This window comes from Pseudomonas sp. GW456-L13 (assembly GCF_017350115.1).
Classification (GTDB): domain Bacteria; phylum Pseudomonadota; class Gammaproteobacteria; order Pseudomonadales; family Pseudomonadaceae; genus Aquipseudomonas; species Aquipseudomonas jessenii.
In genome coordinates, this window is the sequence record NZ_JACNAS010000002.1 from 634,347 (window position 1) to 655,566 (window position 21,220).

The window sequence follows — 21,220 nt, forward strand, 5'->3', positions numbered from 1 at the left end:
TTCTCCAGGAAAATTCAGGGGTCAGGCTTTGGCCAGTTCCAGGCGTTCAGCGCTGGCATGCCGACGGGCAAGGGACAGCACACACAGCAGCGAAGTCGCGGCGATCAGGCTGTAGAACACCGCCATCGGCCACCACTGGCCGACGAACCTGTGTGCCAGCAGCGTGCCGATCAGTGGCGTCAGGCCACCGGCCACAGCGCCGCAAATCTGGTACGCCAGAGAGATCGCGGTGTAGCGCACGCGGGTCTCGAACATGCCGCTGACGTAGCCGGCGATTACCGCGTAGAACGACGCCATGCACACCACCGCCAACGCAATGCCGAGGATGATCAGCGGCGCCTGGGCCGAACTGACCAGCACGAACATCGGGTACGGCGAAGCCATCGCCAGCAGCGACACCAGACACAGGAAGCGGGTGGCGCCAATCTTCTCGGCGACCCAGGCCGCCAGCGGTTGGATGCAGAACTGGATGATCGCGACGACAAACAGACACTCAAGGATCAGCGAGCGCGGCAGTTCCAGTTGCTGAGTGGTGTAGGCGATCATGAAGGTGTTGGTGAAATACACCCCGGCGATCCCCAGGGTGTTGGCGCCGATGCACAGCAACAATGGACGCCACGCGGTGCGCAGCACTTCCATGACCGGCGCCTGCTCCTTGCGTTTGTTTTTGCTCGCCAATTCGCGGCTGGCAAGAAACTCCGGCGACTCATTGACCCCCAGGCGAATCGCCAGGCCCACCAGCAGCAACAGCGAACTGGCGAGGAACGGCAGGCGCCAGCCCCAGCTCATCAGGTCTTCTTCCGGCAGACGGGTGACGGCGCTGAAGGCCAGCAGCGACAGGATCAAACCCGCCGGGCTGCCCAGTTGCGCAAACGAGGCGAAGAAATTGCGCCGGCCTTTCGGCGCATGCTCGCCGGCCATCAGCACCGCCCCGCCCCACTCGCCACCCACGGCAATGCCCTGGACGATGCGCAACAGAATCAGCAGCACCGGGGCAGCGGCGCCGATTTGCGCGTAAGTCGGCAGCAAGCCGATGCACACCGTGACCACGCCCATCATCAACAAGGTGATGATCAGCGACTTCTTGCGGCCGATGCGGTCACCGATATGACCGAAGACAATCCCGCCCAACGGCCGCGCAAAGAAACCCACGGCGAAGGTGCCGAAAGCGGCCATGGTGCTGAACAGCTTGTCGTCCGAGGGGAAGAACAGCGCACCGAACACCAGCGCGGCGGCGGTGGCGTAGATGTAAAAGTCGTACCACTCGATCATGGTGCCAATGAAGGCAGCGGCGGCCGCACGGCGCGGCTGGGACGAAGCTTGAGGCTTCATGGGGTCGGGCTCCTTTGGTTATTTTTCTGGCAGGAGAGAAACGGCAAATCCGCGGCGCTCTGGCGGCGCCGGTCTGGGGATGATTTTTCGTTCCCGGGCCATGATTAGTCAATTTTCTATTTATTATTCGAATTATTAACACAACTTATAATTGAGGGTGGCAGTCGAATGCGATGTGCAACGCACAGGCGTCGAGCAGAATGTAAACGGGGGGCTGCAATGTCAGTTACAGGTCGCGGCTCTTCTCGACAGGCAGCAATCGATCAAAAGCGAACCCTCATCGGCCCGGGGGTAGCTTGGGACTCCTCAAAATGATGTCGTAACAATGGCATCTCTCGCTAATAGCCAACGCAGACACGTTCTCGCCCATAAAATCCCTCCTGGCCAGCGCTATAAGTAGCAAGCTATTTGTTAATGAAAGTCTGAAGTATTCATTTGAACTTTCAGATTCTTTCAGCGCGCGGCCTGTGCCTAACATCGGCTCCACAGCGAACCTGCCTCTTGGCAGCCTGGCGCCGTCGAAGTGCTTTTGCAGTAGGCCTTGGGATTTTTGAGGATCACCGATGAAGCTGGAAATTTTTCGCACGCTGTGGGGTTACACCGCCAGCAAGGCTCAGGCACTCGAGGAGTTGCTGCAAGCGGGCTTTGATGGCATGGAAGCACGCCTGCCACTGGACGCCCGTGAACGGACCGAGTTTGGCGCCTTTCTCCAGGCCAATCGCCTGGGCTATATCAGCACAGTCTTCACCGCGTATGACGTGCTGCCGGACCAGTCTGCGTCCCCCGCCATTCACCTCAATGACCTCGACCAGAAACTCGCCTGGGCCGCTGAACTCGGCCCACGCTTCGTCAACGTGCTGGCGGGCAATGACCGCTGGTCCTTGCCACAGCAAGTGGAGTTTTTCGGCCAGGCGCTGGATCTGGCGCGCAAGCACGGCCAGGTCTGCAGTTTCGAAACCCACCGTTCGCGTTCGCTGTTCAACCCCTGGGTGACCCTGGAGTTGATCCGGCAACTGCCCGATCTGTTGTTCACCAGTGACATCAGCCACTGGGTCGTGACCTGCGAACGCCTGTTGAATGACCCGGCCGATGACCTGAGCGCTTTCATCGAGCGGGTTCACCATATCCAGGCCCGGGTCGGTTACGACCAGGGCCCGCAGGTTCCGCACCCGGCAGCTCCCGAATATGCAAAAGAACTGGCTTTCCATCAGCAGCACTGGGAAAGCATCTGGCGCTCGCAGCAAGCCCGCGGTTACCAGGTCAGCACCCTGACCCCGGAATTCGGCGCCGACGGCTACCTGCATCATTTGCCCTTCACCAATGTCCCGGTCGCCGACCTATGGTCGTTGAACGTGTGGATGGGCCAGACCGAGCGCGAACACTTCGACCGTTTCAGCCACTCAAGCCATCCTTAGGGAGCCGATGCGTCATGCCTGACAATAAAAACAACAGCGCCAGCACTGACACACACAAAGCCAACTTCAACAGCATCCCGGAGGTCAATATCGCCGGTCTGTTCAGCGTTGAACTGGAACACCGCCTGGCCGTGGCCGAACAATTGGGGCGCGCCGCCAGCGAGGTCGGGTTCCTCTACATCACCCATCACGGTATCGACCCGCAACTGATCGCCAACCTGCGCCAGGCTGCCAAGGACTTTTTCGACCAACCCTTCGACACCAAGATGCAGCACTACATCGGCACCTCCCAAACCCACAAGGGATTTGTGCCCGAAGGCGAAGAGGTCTATTCCAAGGGCAAGCCGGACCACAAGGAAGCCTTTGACGTCGGCTTCGAAGTCCCGGCCGATGACCCGCTGGTGCTGACCAACACGCCATTGCTGGGGCCCAATGACTGGCCGCAGCTGCAAGGCTTCAAGGCGTCGGTGCAGGCCTACTATGAAGCCATCTTCGCCTTGGGCCGGCGCCTGTTCGGCGGCTTCGCCCTGACCCTGGGCCTGGAAGAAAACTATTTCGACAGCCTGGTCACCCGTCCCCCGTCCAAGCTGCGCCTCATCCACTACCCCTTCGACGGTGCCGCCCATGACGCACCGGGTCTTGGAGCCCATACTGATTACGAGTGTTTCACCATCCTTTTGGCCGACAAACCAGGCCTTGAGGTGATGAACAACCTTGGCCAATGGATCGATGCACCACCGATTGCCGATGCCTTTGTGGTCAACATCGGCGACATGCTGGAAGTGATGACCGCAGGCGCATTCGTTGCCACCGCGCACCGGGTGCGCAGCGTGAAGGAGGAACGTTATTCCTTTCCGCTGTTTTATGCCTGCGACTATCACACCCAGATCAAACCACTGCCCGGGTTCGCACAGGCAGGCAACGACTACGAAGAAATCACCATCGGCGAACACATGTATGGCCAGGCGCTGCAGACCTATCAGTATCTGCGCCAGAGGGTGGCCAACGGGGAAGTTCAACTGCCAGGCAAGGCACGCAAGCCCGCCAGTTTCGGACATTTGAAAAATCAGGCTCAACCGTCCTGATTGAAGTTTTCAGCTAACCCCCTACCTACGCCGGAGTCAGTACATCATGAAAAACAATAAGAAAAACCTTTTGAGCCTGGCTGTATTGGCAGCCGGTATGTTCGGTGCCTCGGTGAGCATGGCCGCGGCAGACACGTTCAAGGTCGGCATGGAGATCACCTACCCTCCCTTTGAGTCCTATGACAAGGACAAAAACGTGGTGGGTTCGGACCCCGAACTGGCAACGGCACTGGCCAAACACATGAACGCCAAGGTGGAGTTCGTCGACACCAAGTTCCCAAGCCTGATCCTGGGCTTGAACTCCGGCAAGTACGACGCAGTCATTTCCGGCATGTACATCACGCCTGAGCGCCAGACTCAGGCCCAGACCATCGCCTACGCCAACACCGGTGCCGCGGTCATGGTGCCCAAGGGCAGCGAGATCAATGCGAAGAAGCCTGAAGATCTGTGCGGCCTGAAACTGGGCCTGGAACAGGGCACCACCTGGGTCAAGGAATTCAAGAAGCTCTCCGACGACTACTGCGTGCCGAACAACAAAGGCGCCATCACCGTCAGCGAGTACCCTTCGGCCCCCGAAGTGACCCAGGCCTTGTTGTCCAGGAACATTCAGGCCCAGGTTGAAATCGCCGGCGCGGCAAAAATGATCGCGGAAAAGACCAACGGCCGGGTAGTGATCACCACCGAGCATCCGATTTATCAGCAAACCCTGGGCATCTTCGTCAAAAAAGGTAACGACGAAACCTTCCAGGCCGTGCAAAAGGCCTTCGAGGAGAGCAAAAAGAGCGGTGAATACGCCGCAATTCTCCAGAAATATGGCTTGGAAGAACCGACTGCCAATTAAGAACCTGTCCTTGTAGTCTGGTCATCTGCCTCCCCTGCACCGGGGCGGCAGATCGAGGTGCCCCATGCAATTCGATTGGTCATATTTCCTGTCCCTGTTCTCCCTGCCGGACTTCTGGAAGGCCTGCGTAACGGTGGTCCAGCTCAGCGCCCTGGCCTGGTTCATCGGCATGCTGCTGGGTTTTGTCCTGGCCACGGCCAAGCTGTCCCACACGCCCTTGCTGCGCATTCCCGCAGCGGTCTACATCTGGTTCTTCCGCAGCATTCCGTTGCTGGTGCTGGTGGTCTTCGTCTACAACCTGCCGCAACTGTTTCCCGGTAGCGGACCGATTCTGTCCAACCCCTTCTACTCGGGCCTGCTGGCCCTGGTGGTCACTGAAGCGGCGTACATGGCGGAAATCCATCGTGGTGGCCTGATCTCCGTGGCCAAAGGCCAGAAGGAAGCCGGGCGCGCGCTGGGTATCGGCCTGTTCGGCATGCAACGCTTGATCGTGATCCCCCAGGCATTCCGTATTTCGCTGCCCACGCTGATCAATGAATACATCACGGTGGTCAAGCTGACATCGCTGGTCTCGGTCATCTCCCTGACCGAAATCCTCACGGTCGGCCAACGCCTCTATGCCACCAACTTTCTGGTCATGGAAACCCTGGCGGCGGTAGGCGTCTATTACGTGTTGATCGTCACCGTGTTCGGTTTTTTCCTGCAGCGCCTGGAGCGCTACCTGGACCTGAACTTCCGCAAGCCTCACACACTCGACGCGGCCGCCATAGCCAACTTCAGGGCCAGCGCCGAAGCATTGCCCGACACTGCGCGCAAAGCGGCAGGCAACAATGCGACGCCCATCCTGCAACTGAAGAACATCCAGAAAAGCTATGGCACCCACCAGGTGCTGATGGGCATCGACCTGAATGTCGAGTACGGCCAGGTGGTCTCGATCATCGGGCCATCCGGCTCCGGCAAGACGTCGCTGATCCGCACCGTCAACGGCCTGGAAACCATCGATACCGGCGACATTCTGTTGTTCGGCGAAAAATTCATCGAAGCGTCGGACAAACCCAACAGCACCCGCCTGCGCAAAGGCGTGCGGCACATCGGCATGGTGTTCCAGAACTTCAACCTGTTCCCGCACCGCACCATTCTCGACAACGTCACCCTGGCGCCCCGTTACCATGGCCAGCCGGGCGAGCTGAGTGAACATCGTGCCTATGCGCTACTGGACAAGGTCGGCCTGCTGGCCCATGCCCACAAGTACCCGCACCAGCTCTCCGGTGGGCAGCAACAGCGTGTGGCGATCGCTCGAGCCCTGGCGATGGAACCGCAGATCATGCTGTTCGACGAGCCGACCTCGGCCCTCGACCCGGAACTGGTCAACGACGTGCTGAACGTGATCCGCGACCTGGCCAAAGAAGGCATGACCATGCTGATCGTGACCCACGAAATGGACTTTGCCATGTCGATATCCGACCGGGTCGTATTCATGGAGAACGGTAATATCCAACTGGATGCCGCACCTGAAACCATACGATGCGATGCCGAAGGAGAACGAGTGCGGCGCTTCATGGGCATCAGTGCTCGATCGCCAAGCCGGTCTGCAACGGTGGATCATGCATGAATAGGCAACTACTTTCTTTGAGCTTTCTTCTTTCAGGAAAACGCACATGAATCTGGGAATAGCAGGACGCTGGGCGCTGGTATGCGCCGCCAGCAAAGGTCTGGGCAAAGCCTGCGCACAGGCACTCGTCCATGAAGGCGTGAACGTGGTGATCACCGCACGCGGCGAGCACACGCTCAATGAAACAGCCCGTGAGCTCAGAGCGCTAAATCCTGAAGTAACGGTCATCGCCGTAGCCGGAGACATTTCGACGGCCGAGGGTCGGGCGGCAGCGCTCATGGCCCATGAGCATTTCGATATCTTGATCAACAACGCTGGAGGCCCTCCCCCCGGGGATTTTCGCGAATGGAATCGCGACGCCTGGCTCAAGGCGCTGGATGCCAACATGCTGACGCCTATCGAGTTGATCAAGGCAACGGTAGACGGTATGGCGGCACGTGGATTTGGTCGAATCATCAACATCACGTCGAGTGCCGTGAAGTCCCCTATCGAAAGCCTGGGCCTGTCCAACGGTGCGCGCAGTGGTCTGACAGGTTTTATCGCAGGGCTTGCCCGGCAAGAAAACATCGCCAGTCGCAATGTGACGATCAACAACCTGCAACCAGGCTCATTCGACACCGATCGATTGCGTGACAACCTGGTCGCTGCTGCCCAGGAGTCGGGGCAGGACAGCGAGGAATTCCTTGGCCAATGCCGTAGCGAAATTCCTGCCAAACGCTTCGGCTCACCCGAAGAGTTCGGTGCGCTGTGTGCCTTCGTTTGCAGCAACCATGCGGGCTACCTGACCGGGCAGAATCTGTTGATTGATGGAGGGGCCGTTCGCTCCAGCCAATAATGGGCAAGGGCTATGCAGGTGTACCCGGGCAATCAGGCTGGAGTTCGTGGCCTCGCCCGGGTGAGTATTGCTGATCAGGGTTTACGCGCAATGATCACCTGACTTTTCGCCACCACGGCATCCAGCGCCTGCTTGATCTGTGCGCCCCGTGGCGAAGCCAGGATCGCCTGCCAGGTATCCGCCCAGTGGTTGAGCAACGGATGGTCCGGGTTGCTGAAATCGACCTTGGCTTCCCAGAACAACAGCATCCACATCGACCAGTAGAATCCGTACTGGCTGTGGCTGATCACTTCCAGGCCGGCATCGCTGACCATGGCCTTGAACTGCTCTTCGCTGATGATGCGGATGTGGTTGGGCTTCTGGAAATACTCGGCCGCCGCGATATCTTTCTGCAGGTCTTCGGAGCTGGGGTGCGGGACGCTCAGCAGGTACAGCGCGCCCGGTTTACCGACCCGCACCAGTTCAGCGAGGAACTGAGCCGGATCGTCCACGTGCTCGATGACCTCGGTCGACACCACCCGCGTGGCGGTCGCATCGGCAATCGGTAGCGGGTTGCAGTCGGTGACATGGCATTCGACGTCGCGGGCCGGTGTATCGCTCAGGCGCAGGCGGGTCGCTTCAACCTTGGCCGCGTCGATATCGGCGATGATGATCTTCGCCCCGCGCATCCCGCAGAAATGCACGTTGCCACCGTCGCCGCAGCCAACATCCAGCAGCGTGTCCTCGGGGGTCACCGGGAATCCGCTGAACAGTTCGCCGGTCTGCTGATTGAACCAGCCGCTGAGCATCGCATCGTGCAGGCCGAGCATGTAAGGGTCGACTTTCTCCGCCACTGGCGCCGCGGGCGGGGTCTCTGGCTGCACAGGCGCGGGCGTGCCCGCCGTGAGTTTCTTCAAAAGGCTCAGCATGAGGTGGCTCCAGAGGATGTGACGGCTGTTCGGGAAGTGCCCAAGCGTTTGACCAGCGAGGCGCCGCGGTTGCGCATGGGCATTTCGATGACGCGATAGTTGAGTTCGCTCAGCAGCACGATCAGGCCGCCAGCCATCAGCAACATCAAGATCGGATGGCCAGCCGGACTGGGCAGCCCGGCAGCCTGCAAACGGAAAATGAATTCACGAACCAGCAAATAGGCCGGGATATGGATCAAGTAAATCCCGTAGGAACGGCTGCCGACCCACGTCATCAGGTTTTTGAACACGCCGCGCGGCAACAGATAATCGCGGTTGTAAGAAGCGATCCAGACCAGCAGCGCGCACAGCACCGCAATCACGCCGATCCGGTAAGAGGTGAAGGTAAAACGATCCGTTGCCATGAAGCTGAGCAGCAACGACAGCGCGATCAATGCGGCAACGCCCGCCCATGGACGACGCAAGAATTTTGGCTCCCAGCGCAGGTACGACGGTTGTGTACTCCACATCGCCAACAGCACGCCAAGGGCCAGCGCATCGGTGCGCACTACCATCAGGATCGGCGTGCGCAAGGTGAACAATTGCACCGCAACCAGCGCCAGCAACGCCCACACCAGGTGCTTGCGAAACAGCACGATCATCAGCGGAAACAGCAGGTAGAACTGCTCTTCCAGCGACAGGCTCCAGTACACGAAACTGGTGCCGTACTCGTAGTGATAAAAACTGTCGGCAAAGCGGAAATTGGCATATTGGGCGATGCCGGCCAGGGTCGCCTGAATGTTCGCGTGCAGGGTGCCGAACGCGCCGGAGCGGTTGAGAAAAAGGCACGCCAGCAACATCAGCGCCAGCCATAACCAGGCTGAAGGGAGCAATCGAAAGGCCCGTCTCAACCAGAAATTACGCGTCTGTTGCCAATATTCCTGACGCGATTTGCAACGGCGCAAGGCCGGGATCAGGCTGCGGGCAATGACGAAGCCCGAGATCGCGAAAAACAGATCCACGCCCCACCACGGCTGACCGTACAGCGTGATGGCCTGCAACAACGGCACGGCCGCCGCGAACAGGCTGTCCTGCAGGTGATGAAACAGCACGCCGAGTACCGCAATGCCGCGCAACAACTCGATGTCCATGATCCGTTTTTCGTTGCTCATGCGCCCTCCTGGACATGAGGTTTGCGAGCAATGATCACCTGACTCTTGGGCATGAACTGATCCAGCATCTGCTTGATTGCCAACCCGTCGGGCTGGGCCAGCAAGTCCTGCCAGGTTTTCGCCCAGCTCTCCATCAGCGGCGGATACGGCGCCTGAATCCGGTCGCGAACCGCGCCACCCAATTCACGCCCGGCAGCCCGCTCGCTGGCCCAGAAAAAAATCATGCCCATGACCCAGAAAAAACCGGACGCCTGGCGATGCTCGATGACCAGGCCCGCGTCTTCCACCAGCGCGGCGAATCGCTCGGGGCTGAAAATCTGTACGTGATTGGGCGATTGGAAATAGCTGGCCGGAGCGATGCCTTTCTGCAAATGTTCGCCCACCGGGGACGGTACGCTCAGCAGGTACAGCGCGCCGGGGCGGCCCATGCGCACCAGTTCGGCCATGAAGGGTTCTGGCTGATCGATGTGTTCCAGAACTTCCATGCACACGACTTTGCTGGCGCAGCCCTCGGCCAATGGCAGCGGCAAACTGTTGCTGACCAGCCCCAGGCTCGGCTTGTCTGATTGCGCCGCCACTTGTCGGGCAAGCTCGAGGACCTTGTCGTGTTCACTGTCGGTGAAAATCACCGAAGCGCCCTGGCGGACCGCGAACAAAGTCGCCACGCCTTCACCGCAGCCGACATCCAGCAAGGTGTCGTCGGCGGTGATGGCAAACCCCTTGAGCAATTCACCGCTGTCACCGAGAAACCAGCCGTCGAGCAGGGCATCGTACAAACCGATGTCCCTGGGCGAGACCCGCGTTTCTGGTGGGGCGACCGCTACCGGTGCGGGCCGCAACTTCGCAAGCAGGCGCCGAATCATGTGCTCGACGCTTGTGCGCAGTTTGCTTCACGCCGTTGCAGCAACTGCTCGAACACCGCCTTCAGGCGCTGTTCGGCAACGGCCTGGCTGCAGAATTCCTGCAGGCTGCCCACGGCATGGGCCGACATTCGCTGATAGCGCTCGACGTCCTGTCTGGCGACGTCATGGCTGGCGGAAAATGCCGTACACAGTGAGTCCCAATCCGTGACGTAGCGCAGAGTACGATACGCGGCGCGAGGATCGTGGGGCCAGGAGGTCAGTTCGTCGGTGCCTTCGACGATGAACGCGTTGTCACGGTCGATGTAGTCGGCCATGGCGGTGTTCAGCGGCGCAATGGCCGGCTTGCCGCAGGACATGAACTCCATCAACGGCAGGCATTGCCCTTCGCCGTAGGAGCAGTTGACGACGTAACTGGTGGCCTCGACCAGGCGCTCGTAGTCGATGTCGGACAGAAAGCCGTGGATCAGCACGATGCGGCACTGGTAGGACTGATTCTTGTAGACGTGGTGCAGCATGTCGTTCAAAGCATTGGCGATGTCATGGTGCGTGAGCTTGAGCACCAGGGTCGCGTCGGGCGTGTCGCGAAAGGCAGTGCAAAATGCACTGATCATGTCCTTCCAGTTCTTGCGTCCGTCGTAGGGATTGAACACCGAGGTGTAGACCACGCCCTCGAGCACCAGCTCACAATCGCGCGGCGGTTGGTCGAAGGCGATCGGCGTGCCTTCGCGCAAACGTTCGGGGCCGTAGGGACGCAAGTCCGTGGTGCGACTGTCGATCAACAGCCCGCGCAGGTTCAGACGTGTAGGGCCCACGACCGGACGCTTGTCCAGAAGCTCGCCACGGGCGGCAAAACGGTCCCAGACAGGTGCTGCGATAGCGCTGATCGGGTAATCGGGGCCCATCACATCGCGTACGGCATTCACGGTAAAACTGGAGTGGGTGATCGCCGTCCCGCTGGAGCCCAACACCGTCCGCCAGTCATGCCGTGGTTCGCCCTGCCAGCTCTCGGTGGGAATGGTGCTGAACTCCCAGGCGAACACCGGAATCGTCGGACACGCGTAGTGGACCGGCGTGCGATGCGGCGGGGAGAAGGACAGGAACACGCAGTCTTCGCCCCGGCTCAGGCAATCGAAATACAGCCGATCGACCAGCTCGTCCGGGTTGCTGACCTCGATCACCCGCCCCAGCCGTTCGAGCACCGGGCGGAATTCCTTGAGGACGAAGTAATAGCTGTACTCGGGCCGCCCAAGATTCTGCTGGATGTTGCTCTTGTTGGTTTCCGAATGAATGATGATCAGCACGATGCAGCCCCCGTTTCGGCAACCACCGGCACGACGTCACGGACAGGTTCCTGTTTGAAGAACAACGCCAGCCGCTGCTGCACCGGCGCGAAGCTGCAGTACTGGCGCATGCGTTCGCTGGCCGCGTCCGCCATGGCCTGCCAGGCGTCCGGCTGATTTTTTGCCATCGCGTAGCTGTTCTCATAAGCCGTTTTCAACGACCCCCAGTCCGGACGGTGGCGCAATGTGCGGTACAGGATGCGCGCGTCTTCCGGCCAGATCGTCGGCTCCTGGCTGGACTTGACGACGAAAGCCACACGCTCGTCGATGTAGTCGCGCATCGCCGTGTGGTTCGGGGCGATGACAGGCCGGGCGCAGGACATGAACTCCATCAGCGGCAGGCACAAGCCTTCGCAACGTGAAGCGTTGACGTAGTAGCTCGCCGCGCCATAAAGCCGGGCGAACTGCTCGTCCTGCAGATAACCGTGCATGACCACCACGCGACAGGCGAAGGGCGAGAGCTGGGACAGCAAGGTCATGAGCTCGACGTAATAGGTCGACAGGTCGTTCTGGGTCATCTTCAACACGAGCGTGGCGTCTTGCACATCACGCAGCGCCCAGCAGAACGCCGTGATCAGGTGATGCCAGTTCTTGCGACCATCATCGGGGTTGAACACGCTCACGTAGATGACGCCATCGACCTCGATTTCAACAGTTTCGCTGGTGTCGGGGAAAGCCGCCTGCGGATGTTCGTCCTGCACGGGGGGTTCGCTGATTGCGGGCTCATCCGGCGCGGGCGCCTCGCCGACTGCGTGTTCAACCGGCAACGCTTGAGGTGTCCGAAACCTGGCCAGCCACGGCCGAACGGCATCCGGCACCAGATCGCGTACGGCTTCGCGATACCACAACAGCAGGTAGTGTCTGGTTATGAAGAGGCGTCGACGCAGGGTCAACGGCGGCACCGAAGGTTCAGGCTCGGGTTCGGATTCCGGCTCGGGCTCGGCGATTTCCTGCGGCGGTTGCTCGATGATCGGCGCGATCAAACCATCGGCGGACAACCCCATCGAGCGGCTGTCCAGGATGCAACCCTTGATCTGCAACGTGGCACCCGCGTTCACCGGCGTACCGGGATATTGCTGGCGAATGTCGGCGAAGCGTTCCCACAAAGGCGTCGGCAGCACCAACACCGGGAAGTCGTCGCCCAGGGTCCGGCGGATGGCTTCGGCGGTGTGGGTGGACAAGGTGATCACTCGTCCCAAGCGCGCCAGTGTCTGGCTCCAGTCCTGACGCGGATCGTTGTCCCAGTGCTCGGCGGGAATGGTATCGAACTCCCAGGCGACCACGCACACCATCGGGCATTGCAAGTCGGTGGGGGTCTTGTGCGGTGGCGCGAACGAAATGAACAGGCAGTCCTGACCGGCCTGCTGCAACTGCCGATACAGCGGGTCGACCTCGGCGGCCGATGACACCACATGCACCGGCCCGAGGCTTTCGAACAACGGTCGGTACGCCTTGAGCACGAAGTAGTAACTGTACTCGGGACGGCCGAGACTCTGGCTGATGGAGCTGTCGTTGACGTCGGAGTAAAGAATAAAATTCATGGCATCCCACGGTGACACCGCCATCCCGGCAGCCTCACGCTATGACGGGGAGGATACGGTTCGAGTCCGTGTTTACTGGCGCTCGTCCATCGTCTTCCTGCCCGTCTTCGTTCTTGTTTTAGTGGTCAGTTTCTCGCAGTTTCGAAGCGACGCTGCCGAACCCCGGGTAATCGTGACGAGGGGCATTCTAACCACATCCGTTGAGGATTCGTGAACCGCCCGACGAGAATAAATCAGGCTACGCAGACGAGAACTGACCAGTCACGGTTGGACCTGTTGAAATTGCCGAGCAAATGGCACAGATTGGCTACCAAACAACTACAACAAAACATTTCATCTGTCTTACGAGCGATCCTGTTGATTCGTGAGACCCTTCCATTAAGCCAGTAGGAAATGGATGAAATGTATGACCGGGGGTCGCTGTTGAAAAAACGTCTGTTTGTCACGGGTCTGACTGGATTCGTAGGACAACACATCCAATCGCGTTTGCAGGCTGACGCCTCGGAATGGGAGCTGCTGCCTGTTCCCGGCCGCTACGATCTTGCCGCGCCGGACAGCCTCGAAGGCTTGTGGCCGGTCATGCCCGATGCGGTGATCCACCTGGCCGGCCAGACGTTCGTCCCGGAGGCTTTTCGTGATCCGGCCGGTACCCTGAATATCAATCTGCTGGGCACCCTGAACCTGCTGCAAGCCCTCAAGGCACGCGGCTTCAGCGGCACGTTCCTGTACGTCAGCTCCGGCGATGTCTATGGCCAGGTCGCTGAAGAGCATCTGCCCATCACTGAATTGCAGCCACCCTGCCCGCGCAACCCATACGCCGTGAGCAAACTGTCGGCCGAGTTCCTGAGCCTGCAATGGGGCGTGAGCGAAGGCTGGCCCGTACTGGTCGCCCGCCCGTTCAACCACATCGGCAGCGGGCAGAAAGACAGCTTCGTCATCGCCAGCGCCGCCCGTCAGATCTGCCGGATCAAGCAAGGCCTGCAAGGGCCACGACTGGAGGTCGGGGACATCGACGTCACGCGCGATTTCCTCGATGTCGGGGACGTGGTCTCGGCCTACCTGGCATTGCTGGAAAAAGGTACGCCGGGGCAGGTCTACAACATTTGCTCGGGGCGCGAGCAGAGCATTCGCAGTTTGATCGAACAGCTGGCAGATCTTGCCCAGGTCGACCTGCAATTGGTCCAGGACCCTGCGCGACTTCGCCGCGCGGATCAGCGACGGGTGTGTGGCAGCCCTGCCAGGCTGACCCAAACCACCGAATGGAAGCCTGAAATCACAACACAACAATCCCTGCGGGCGATCCTGTCCGACTGGGAGAAGCGAGTACGACAAGAATGACTAAAAGTGCATTGATCACAGGTATCACCGGCCAGGATGGCGCTTATCTGGCGAAACTGTTGCTCGACAAGGGCTACAAAGTCCACGGCCTGGTGGCGCGTCGCAGCAGCGACTCACGCTGGCGCCTGCGCGAGATGGGGGTCGAGGCGGACATCGTCTACCTGGACGGCGACATGGCCGATGCCTGTTCAGTGCAGCGTGCGGTGATCAAATCGGCGCCGGACGAGATCTACAACCTTGCCGCACAAAGCTTTGTCGCGGCTTCCTGGGATCAACCGGTGACCACCGGCATCGTCGACGGCCTGGGCGTTACCCACCTGCTCGAAGCGATCCGTCAGTTCAGCCCGCACACGCGTTTCTACCAGGCGTCCACCAGCGAAATGTTCGGCCTGATCCAGGCCGAGCAGCAGGACGAGAACACCCCCTTCTATCCGCGCAGCCCTTATGGCGTGGCCAAGCTGTACGGCCACTGGATCACCGTGAACTACCGCGAAAGCTTCAACCTGCACGCCAGCAGCGGCATTCTGTTCAACCATGAATCACCGTTGCGCGGCATCGAGTTCGTGACGCGCAAAGTCACCGACGCCGCCGCCCGCATCAAGCAGGGCAAGCAGCAGGAACTGTGCCTGGGCAACATCGACGCCAAGCGCGACTGGGGCTTTGCCGGGGACTACGTCGAAGCCATGTGGCTGATGCTGCAACAGGACAAGCCCGATGACTTCGTGGTGGCCACCGGCGTCACCACCACCGTGCGCGAGATGTGCCGGATCGCCTTCGATCACGTGGGCCTGAACTACCGCGACTTCGTGAAGATCGACCCGGCGTTCTTCCGCCCGGCCGAAGTCGAAGTGCTGCTCGGCAACCCGGCCAAGGCCCAGCGTGTGCTGGGCTGGAAACCAAAAACCGACCTGGATACCTTGATCCGCATGATGATGGATGCGGACATGAAACGCGTCGCCAAGGAGTAGGCCATGCTGATTCCCGTGATTCTCTCCGGCGGTGCCGGGACCAGGTTGTGGCCGGTGTCGCGTGAAGGCCATCCCAAACCGTTCATGGCATTGCCCGACGGCCAGTCGCTGCTGGGCAAGACCTATCGGCGTGCCGCGGACCTGCTCGACGGCTGGGGCGATATCGTCACGGTGACCAACCGCGAGTACTACTTCCAGAGCAAGGATCACTTTCGGGACGCGCACCTTGGCCGCCATCGCGGACACTTCCTGCTGGAGCCGACCGGGCGCAACACGGCGCCGGCCATTGCCGCCGCCGCCCTCTCCCTCCACGCCCTGCATGGCGACGACGCGATCATGCTGGTCATGCCCGCCGACCACCTGATCGTCAATGTCGACGCACTGAAGGACGCGGTCGAGCATGCCGTGGCATTGGCCAGGCGCGGTCACCTGGTGACCTTCGGTGTCGTGCCGACCGCCCCGGAAACCGGTTTCGGCTACATTGAGGCCGGCATGCCACTGGACGATAAAGGTGCTGCCAGTGTGCGGCGCTTCGTCGAAAAACCCGACCTGCAAACCGCGACGCATTACCTGGAAAGCGGCAACTTCCTGTGGAACTCCGGGATGTTCTGCTTCTCGGTCGCCACCCTGCTGGCCGAACTGCAAACCCATGCTCCCGACTTGCTGGAGCAGACGCAAACCTGCATGGCCGCCAGCGCCGCGGTGGAAAACGCCGGGAGCCTGCAACAGGAACTGTCACCGGCCCTGTTTGGCGAAATCATGGACATTTCCATCGATTACGCGTTGATGGAGCGCTCCGACAAAGTGGTCGTGGTGCCGGCCCGTTTCGACTGGAGCGACATCGGCTCCTGGGGGGCGGTGGCCGCGCTGGTACCGGCGGATGCACAGAACAACCGCACCGTCGGCGAATCGATTTTCATCGACAGCCACAACAACTTCGTCCAGAGCGAAAACCGTCTGGTAGCGACCGTGGGCGTGGATAACCTGATCATCGTCGACACCGCCGACGCGGTGCTGGTGGCCCACGCCGACCGTGCCCAGGATGTGCGCCGGGTGGCCAGGCAACTCAAGGATAAAGAGCACGAAGCCTATCGCCTGCACCGTACAGTCAGCCGGCCATGGGGCACCTACACCGTGCTCGAGGAAGGTCCGCGCTTCAAGATCAAACGCATCGTGGTCAAGCCCGGCGCCAAGTTGTCGTTGCAGATGCACCACCATCGCAATGAACACTGGGTGGTGGTCGAAGGCATGGCCAAGGTCACCAACAATGGCACCGGCACGCACCTGGTGGCCAAGAACGAATCGACCTTCATTGCCGCCGGTCACAAGCATCGCCTGGAAAATCCCGGCGTGATCGACCTGGTGATCATCGAAGTGCAAAGCGGCGAATACCTGGGAGAGGACGACATCGTCCGCTTCGAAGATCAATACGGCAGGACGGTTTGAATGCTGCGTAATCTTTACCAATCGCTGTGGAGTTACCGGGGTTTCATCCTCGGCAGCGTCAAACGGGAGTTTCAGGCGCGTTATCGCAACTCGCTGTTCGGTGCCTTGTGGACCGTGCTCAATCCGCTGTCGATGATCCTGGTCTACACGGTGATCTTCTCCACCATCATGCGCGCCCGCTTGCCGGGCGTGGACGACGGGTTGGCCTACAGCGTCTACCTGTGCGCCGGCCTGCTGACCTGGGGCCTGTTCGCCGAGATCACGACGCGCAGCCAGAGCATGTTCCTGGAAAACGCCAACCTGCTGAAGAAAATCAGCTTCCCGCGCATCTGCCTGCCGGTCATCGTGCTGCTCAATGCCGGGATCAATTTCGCGATCATCCTGGGGTTGTTCCTCGGCTTCCTGCTGATCAGCGGACGGCTGCCCGGCATGGCGCTGCTGGCGCTGGTGCCGTTGCTGGTCCTGCAGGTGATCTTCGCTGCGGGGCTGGGAATGATTCTGGGCGTGCTCAACGTGTTCTTTCGCGACGTCGGGCAGTTTTTCGGCATCTGCCTGCAATTCTGGTTCTGGCTGACGCCGATCGTTTATCCGCTGTCGATCCTGCCGACGGGCATCCAGCGCTTTATCGAGCTGAACCCGATGACGGCACTGATGAACAGCTACCAGAACCTGTTTCTCTACAACCAATGGCCAGACTGGAGCTCGCTGGTCCCGTTGCTGGTGATCGGCCTTTTGTTCTGTGGGATGGCGCTGCGGCTGTTCCGCCAGCGTGTCGGTGAAATGGTGGACGAGCTCTGATGGGACATATACGTGTCAGTGGCCTGGGCAAGGCCTACAAGCAGTACCCGAATCGCTGGAGCCGGCTGTTCGAATGGCTGGTGCCGTTTTCCCGCACCCGGCATCACCTGCACTGGGTCCTGCAAGGGGTCGATTTCGAGATTCAGCCGGGTGAAGCCGTGGGCATCGTCGGGGTCAACGGTGCCGGCAAAAGCACGCTGCTGAAGATGATCACCGGCACTACCCAGCCCACCTGCGGCGACATCCAGCTGCAAGGTCGCGTAGCGGCGCTGCTGGAGTTGGGCATGGGTTTCCATCCGGACTTCACCGGTCGGCAGAACACCTTCATGGCCGGCCAGTTGCTCGGCATGCAGGTCGAAGAAATCGAAGCGCTGATGCCAGAGATCGAAAGCTTCGCCGAAATCGGCGAGGCCATCGACCATCCGGTGCGCACCTATTCCAGCGGCATGCAGATGCGCCTGGCGTTCAGCGTGGCCACCGCGCGGCGGCCGGACATCCTGATCGTCGATGAAGCGCTGTCCGTGGGTGACGCCTACTTCCAGCACAAAAGCTTCGATCGCATCCGCAACTTCCGCAAGGCCGGTACCACGTTGCTGATCGTGTCCCATGACCGTTCGGCGATCCAGTCGATCTGCGACACCGCCATCCTCCTGGAGAACGGGCGCATGGCCATGCGCGGCAAGCCCGAAGAAGTGATGGACTACTACAACGCCATGCTCGCCCAGCGCGAGGGCCAGACGGTGCGCCAGGAAATGCTCGCCAACGGGCAGGTGCAAACCATTTCCGGGACAGGCGAAGCGGGCATTCTCAGCGTCCGCCTGCTTGACCCCAAGGGGCGTTCGGTGGAGGTGGCTGAAGTCGGCCAGGCGATGGTCCTGGAAGTGCAGGTCGAGGTGCGCCAGGACATCGAGCGACTGATTCTCGGCTTCATGATCAAGGATCGCCTTGGCCAGCCCATGTACGGCATCAATACCCACCGGGTGGACAAAGCCCTCACCGACCTGAGTGCCGGCGAACGCGTCACCTACCGTTTTGCCTTCGACATGCGCCTGGGCAAGGGCAATTATTCGGTGGCCCTGAGCCTGTCGCGGCTGGATTCGCACCTGGATCGCAATTTCGAATGGCGTGACTACGGGCTGGTCTTCCACGTGATCAACAATCGCCAGGAAGACTTCGTGGGTTGCTCCTGGCTCGAAGCGCAGACCAGCGTGACCCGTTCCAGTGAGAATCGGGTGGAATCCATTGGGGAAACACGATGACCAGACTGTTGGTGGAATGTACCTACGTCTTCGAACACCCGGATGCCAACTCGGGCATCCAGCGGGTCGTTCGCAATGTGATTCAGCAATTGCCGGCCGCGAACGCCCAGCGCGAATGCGTTCCGGTGGTGATGATCAATGGCGCGTTGTTCGAGGTGAAAAGCCTGGCGCCCCTGCCGACCGTCAAAGTGGATCTGGTGAGCCTGCGGGTGAAGCTCGAACAGTTCGCCAATCAGTTCTGGCTGCGCCACCGCGCGCTGGAACGTCGCCGTCCTTTCAGCCAATCGAAGTTCGCCCGCCGGGTGCTTTACGTCGGTTGCCGTCTGACCGCGTTCGCCTGCCTGAGCCTGCCGATGCGCCTGCTCGATCGGGCACTCAAGGGCCAGAAGGTTCCCGAGCGTTGCGTGCCGTTGCAGCATCGCGCCGGCGACCAATTGGTGCTGCTAGACTCGTCCTGGCACGCCAACTTCTTCCCCCTGGCCGAACAACTCAAGCGTGACGGGGTCGGCATCGTTTCGGTGATCTACGACCTGATTCCCCTGACCCACCCGCAGTTTTGCGACGCAGGATTGGTGAAGGTCTTCAACGAATGGTTCGACTGGATCGCCCGCACCGCCGATGGCTACGTGGCGATCTCGACCACCATCCGCGACCAGGTCCGCCAGGAGATGACCCGCAGGATCGGTACCGCGCAGGTTCAGCAACGCTGGTTCGACTATTTTCACCTCGGCTCCGAACTCGACCTGACCGATGCCCGGTCTACCGTCGACCCGGGGCTGCTGCAGATGTTCAAGACGCCGGACCCTGTGTTCCTGATGGTCAGCACCATCGAGCCGCGCAAGAACCATGCGTATCTGCTGGACGCGTTCGAGCGCGCCTGGGCGGCCGGGTCCAAAGCCCGGTTGTGCATCGTCGGCAAGATTGGCTGGAAATGCGAGGCGCTGATCGAGCGTATACGCCAGCATCCGCAATTGAACCTGCGTTTGTTCATGTTCAACAACCTTTCGGACAAGAGCCTGGAACACGCCTATTCCCACGCGACATCGCTGGTGTTCCCGTCCTACGTCGAAGGGTTCGGTTTGCCGCTGGTGGAAGCCATGCAGCGAGGCCTGCCGGCCATGGCCAGCGACATCCCGGTGTTCCGCGAAATCGGTGGCGAGTACATGGCGTATTTCGACCTCTCCGACCCGCAGAACCTGGCCGATCTGGTCATCGACATGGAAAGCGGCGGCGCATTTCCCGCGCCCCTCAACCTGGATAACTGGCGTTGGCTGAGCTGGCGCGAGGCGAGTGCCCAACTGGTCGATCGCATCCAGCGCAATCTGCACAGCGATGCGAAGGTGCCTGAGAGTCAACATGCGAATTGCCCTTAACGCCCGCATCCTTCAGGCCCCGCGCACGGGCATCGGCCACTACGTCGCCGAACTGGCGACGGCCCTGGCCCGCGAATCGGACGTCGAGTTGTCGTTGTTCCACGGCTGGGGCTGGAGTTCGACTCTGCCTGAGGCGGCGATGCCCGGTTACTCGCGTCTGACGCCGTTGCTGCGACAGATTCCGGGGGCCTATCAGGCGCGGCGCTGGCTGGAGCAGAAGCGTTTTGACCAGCGCCCTTCCCAGGCCATCGATCTGTATCACGAGCCAAGCCTGTGGCCGCTGTCGTTCAACGGCCCGACCATCATCACACTGCATGACCTCACGCACCTGCACTATCCCGACACCCAACCACCGGCACGCCTGCGCGAAATCGAGCGGCGACTGGCCGACGGCGTACAGCGGGCGCGCCTGATTCTGACGGACTCGCAGTACATCGCCGAGCAAGCGCAGGCCTGGTTCGCACTGCCGGCCGAGCGCTTCGTGGTGGCACCGCTGGGTGTGGCCGCGCGCTTCCACCCCCGTGAACCCGAGGCCATCGATCAGGTCCTCAAGGCCCACGGCGTCGAGGCGCGGGAGTATTTCCTTTGCGTCGGTACCCTGGAGCCACGCAAGAATCTGACCCTGGCCCTGCGCGCCCATGCCCGGCTGCCGGAAACCGTGCGCCAGCGTTTTCCGTTGCTGATCGCCGGCATGGCCGGCTGGCAACGTCAGCAGTTCAACGACGAATTACGTTCGGCCCTCGCGTCAGGTCATGTGTGCCTTCTGGGTTACTTGTCGGACGACGATCTGGCGCAGCTACTGGCCGGAGCCCGGGCGCTGGTCTTCCCTTCGTTGTACGAGGGGTTCGGCCTGCCGGTGCTGGAAGCCATGGCCAGTGGCACTCCGGTGATTCTGACGGGTGAGTCGGCGATGCCGGAGGTCGCTGGCGATGCCGGCAACTACATCGAGGCGCACGACCCCGACTCCTTGCGCGATGCCTTGCTGCGGTTGATCGACGACCCGGCGCATTGGCAGGTCTGTCGCGAGGCAGGCTTGCAGCGAGCGAAGCTTTTTTCCTGGGAGCGTTGCGCGACGGTGACCGCCCGCGCCTACCGCCAGGCAATGGAGAACTGAT

General features: G+C 60.8%; 18 protein-coding genes. 12 read left to right on the plus strand and 6 right to left on the minus strand.

What is annotated here, in order from left to right:
• Nucleotides 1-21: 21 nt before the first annotated feature.
• On the minus strand, nucleotides 22-1,332 hold the full coding sequence (locus tag J4D25_RS16905; RefSeq protein ID WP_057713914.1) for an MFS transporter: 1,311 nt from the start codon (nucleotides 1,330-1,332) through the stop codon (nucleotides 22-24).
• Between the two features lie 563 nt (nucleotides 1,333-1,895).
• Between J4D25_RS16905 and J4D25_RS16910 the strand changes: the two genes are divergently transcribed.
• The 5 genes from J4D25_RS16910 to J4D25_RS16930 all read left to right on the plus strand — a co-directional run bounded on the left by J4D25_RS16910 (nucleotide 1,896) and on the right by J4D25_RS16930 (nucleotide 7,120).
• Nucleotides 1,896-2,747: a sugar phosphate isomerase/epimerase gene (locus tag J4D25_RS16910; RefSeq protein ID WP_057713913.1), complete on the plus strand. Its 852-nt coding sequence runs from the start codon at nucleotides 1,896-1,898 to the stop codon at nucleotides 2,745-2,747.
• 14 nt (nucleotides 2,748-2,761) lie between these two features.
• A complete protein-coding gene (locus J4D25_RS16915) occupies nucleotides 2,762-3,832 on the plus strand; it encodes an isopenicillin N synthase family oxygenase (protein ID WP_057713912.1) in 1,071 nt (356 codons plus the stop codon).
• A gap of 46 nt (nucleotides 3,833-3,878) precedes the next feature.
• Nucleotides 3,879-4,673, plus strand: coding sequence for an ABC transporter substrate-binding protein (locus tag J4D25_RS16920; RefSeq protein ID WP_057713911.1), 795 nt, complete (start codon nucleotides 3,879-3,881; stop codon nucleotides 4,671-4,673).
• 64 nt (nucleotides 4,674-4,737) lie between these two features.
• Nucleotides 4,738-6,285 (plus strand): amino acid ABC transporter permease/ATP-binding protein, encoded by a 1,548-nt coding sequence (locus tag J4D25_RS16925; protein WP_057713910.1) that lies wholly within the window; start codon nucleotides 4,738-4,740, stop codon nucleotides 6,283-6,285.
• A 46-nt stretch (nucleotides 6,286-6,331) separates the two neighbouring features.
• A complete protein-coding gene (locus J4D25_RS16930) occupies nucleotides 6,332-7,120 on the plus strand; it encodes an SDR family oxidoreductase (protein WP_057713909.1) in 789 nt (262 codons plus the stop codon).
• A 74-nt stretch (nucleotides 7,121-7,194) separates the two neighbouring features.
• Here the strand turns inward: J4D25_RS16930 and J4D25_RS16935 are convergent, their stop codons facing one another.
• The 5 genes from J4D25_RS16935 to J4D25_RS16955 are packed head-to-tail and all read right to left on the minus strand — an operon-like array spanning nucleotide 7,195 to nucleotide 12,923.
• Nucleotides 7,195-8,028, minus strand: a complete 834-nt coding sequence (locus tag J4D25_RS16935) for a class I SAM-dependent methyltransferase (protein ID WP_057713908.1) — start codon at nucleotides 8,026-8,028, stop codon at nucleotides 7,195-7,197.
• Nucleotides 8,022-9,179 carry an acyltransferase gene (locus J4D25_RS16940; RefSeq protein ID WP_057713907.1) on the minus strand — a complete coding sequence of 386 codons (1,158 nt, stop codon included), beginning with the start codon at nucleotides 9,177-9,179 and terminating at the stop codon, nucleotides 8,022-8,024. Before J4D25_RS16940 ends, J4D25_RS16935 begins: the two co-directional genes overlap by 7 nt.
• Nucleotides 9,176-10,042, minus strand: coding sequence for a bifunctional 2-polyprenyl-6-hydroxyphenol methylase/3-demethylubiquinol 3-O-methyltransferase UbiG (locus tag J4D25_RS16945; protein WP_057713906.1), 867 nt, complete (start codon nucleotides 10,040-10,042; stop codon nucleotides 9,176-9,178). Before J4D25_RS16945 ends, J4D25_RS16940 begins: the two co-directional genes overlap by 4 nt.
• Nucleotides 10,039-11,343, minus strand: a complete 1,305-nt coding sequence (locus tag J4D25_RS16950; RefSeq protein WP_057713905.1) for a glycosyltransferase — start codon at nucleotides 11,341-11,343, stop codon at nucleotides 10,039-10,041. Before J4D25_RS16950 ends, J4D25_RS16945 begins: the two co-directional genes overlap by 4 nt.
• On the minus strand, nucleotides 11,337-12,923 hold the full coding sequence (locus tag J4D25_RS16955; RefSeq protein ID WP_057713904.1) for a glycosyltransferase: 1,587 nt from the start codon (nucleotides 12,921-12,923) through the stop codon (nucleotides 11,337-11,339). Before J4D25_RS16955 ends, J4D25_RS16950 begins: the two co-directional genes overlap by 7 nt.
• A 423-nt stretch (nucleotides 12,924-13,346) precedes the next feature.
• On the opposite strand from J4D25_RS16955, the gene J4D25_RS16960 reads away from it, so the two are divergent.
• Genes J4D25_RS16960 through J4D25_RS16990 form a run of 7 tightly spaced genes read left to right on the plus strand, consistent with a single transcriptional unit; the run spans nucleotide 13,347 to nucleotide 21,219 of the window.
• Nucleotides 13,347-14,261 (plus strand): GDP-mannose 4,6-dehydratase, encoded by a 915-nt coding sequence (locus J4D25_RS16960; protein ID WP_057716581.1) that lies wholly within the window; start codon nucleotides 13,347-13,349, stop codon nucleotides 14,259-14,261.
• Nucleotides 14,258-15,229: a GDP-mannose 4,6-dehydratase gene (gene gmd, locus J4D25_RS16965; RefSeq protein WP_057713902.1), complete on the plus strand. Its 972-nt coding sequence runs from the start codon at nucleotides 14,258-14,260 to the stop codon at nucleotides 15,227-15,229. Before J4D25_RS16960 ends, gmd begins: the two co-directional genes overlap by 4 nt.
• A 3-nt stretch (nucleotides 15,230-15,232) precedes the next feature.
• On the plus strand, nucleotides 15,233-16,675 hold the full coding sequence (locus J4D25_RS16970; protein ID WP_057713901.1) for a mannose-1-phosphate guanylyltransferase/mannose-6-phosphate isomerase: 1,443 nt from the start codon (nucleotides 15,233-15,235) through the stop codon (nucleotides 16,673-16,675).
• Complete coding sequence (locus tag J4D25_RS16975) at nucleotides 16,676-17,473, plus strand: ABC transporter permease (RefSeq protein ID WP_057713900.1); 798 nt, start codon at nucleotides 16,676-16,678, stop codon at nucleotides 17,471-17,473. It abuts the gene before it with no gap.
• The gene (locus J4D25_RS16980) at nucleotides 17,473-18,732 is read left to right on the plus strand and encodes an ABC transporter ATP-binding protein (protein ID WP_057713899.1); all 1,260 of its coding nucleotides are present in this window, start codon (nucleotides 17,473-17,475) and stop codon (nucleotides 18,730-18,732) included. The genes J4D25_RS16975 and J4D25_RS16980 overlap by 1 nt, the downstream gene beginning before the upstream one ends.
• Entirely contained in the window at nucleotides 18,729-20,105 is a 1,377-nt protein-coding gene (locus tag J4D25_RS16985) for a glycosyltransferase family 1 protein (RefSeq protein ID WP_057713898.1), read from the plus strand. The genes J4D25_RS16980 and J4D25_RS16985 overlap by 4 nt, the downstream gene beginning before the upstream one ends.
• The gene (locus J4D25_RS16990) at nucleotides 20,089-21,219 is read left to right on the plus strand and encodes a glycosyltransferase family 1 protein (protein WP_057713897.1); all 1,131 of its coding nucleotides are present in this window, start codon (nucleotides 20,089-20,091) and stop codon (nucleotides 21,217-21,219) included. The genes J4D25_RS16985 and J4D25_RS16990 overlap by 17 nt, the downstream gene beginning before the upstream one ends.
• Nucleotide 21,220: the final 1 nt, after the last annotated feature.

Excerpts from the sequence above, each read along its gene's own strand:
- J4D25_RS16905 (WP_057713914.1), bottom strand. The coding sequence starts at position 1,332 with ATGAAGCCTCAAGCTTCGTCCCAGCCGCGCCGTGCGGCCGCCGCTGCC.
- J4D25_RS16910 (WP_057713913.1), top strand. The coding sequence starts at position 1,896 with ATGAAGCTGGAAATTTTTCGCACGCTGTGGGGTTACACCGCCAGCAAG.
- J4D25_RS16915 (WP_057713912.1), top strand. The coding sequence starts at position 2,762 with ATGCCTGACAATAAAAACAACAGCGCCAGCACTGACACACACAAAGCC.
- J4D25_RS16920 (WP_057713911.1), top strand. The coding sequence starts at position 3,879 with ATGAAAAACAATAAGAAAAACCTTTTGAGCCTGGCTGTATTGGCAGCC.
- J4D25_RS16925 (WP_057713910.1), top strand. The coding sequence starts at position 4,738 with ATGCAATTCGATTGGTCATATTTCCTGTCCCTGTTCTCCCTGCCGGAC.
- J4D25_RS16930 (WP_057713909.1), top strand. The coding sequence starts at position 6,332 with ATGAATCTGGGAATAGCAGGACGCTGGGCGCTGGTATGCGCCGCCAGC.
- J4D25_RS16935 (WP_057713908.1), bottom strand. The coding sequence starts at position 8,028 with ATGCTGAGCCTTTTGAAGAAACTCACGGCGGGCACGCCCGCGCCTGTG.
- J4D25_RS16940 (WP_057713907.1), bottom strand. The coding sequence starts at position 9,179 with ATGAGCAACGAAAAACGGATCATGGACATCGAGTTGTTGCGCGGCATT.
- J4D25_RS16945 (WP_057713906.1), bottom strand. The coding sequence starts at position 10,042 with ATGATTCGGCGCCTGCTTGCGAAGTTGCGGCCCGCACCGGTAGCGGTC.
- J4D25_RS16955 (WP_057713904.1), bottom strand. The coding sequence starts at position 12,923 with ATGAATTTTATTCTTTACTCCGACGTCAACGACAGCTCCATCAGCCAG.
- gmd (WP_057713902.1), top strand. The coding sequence starts at position 14,258 with ATGACTAAAAGTGCATTGATCACAGGTATCACCGGCCAGGATGGCGCT.
- J4D25_RS16970 (WP_057713901.1), top strand. The coding sequence starts at position 15,233 with ATGCTGATTCCCGTGATTCTCTCCGGCGGTGCCGGGACCAGGTTGTGG.
- J4D25_RS16975 (WP_057713900.1), top strand. The coding sequence starts at position 16,676 with ATGCTGCGTAATCTTTACCAATCGCTGTGGAGTTACCGGGGTTTCATC.
- J4D25_RS16980 (WP_057713899.1), top strand. The coding sequence starts at position 17,473 with ATGGGACATATACGTGTCAGTGGCCTGGGCAAGGCCTACAAGCAGTAC.
- J4D25_RS16985 (WP_057713898.1), top strand. The coding sequence starts at position 18,729 with ATGACCAGACTGTTGGTGGAATGTACCTACGTCTTCGAACACCCGGAT.
- J4D25_RS16990 (WP_057713897.1), top strand. The coding sequence starts at position 20,089 with ATGCGAATTGCCCTTAACGCCCGCATCCTTCAGGCCCCGCGCACGGGC.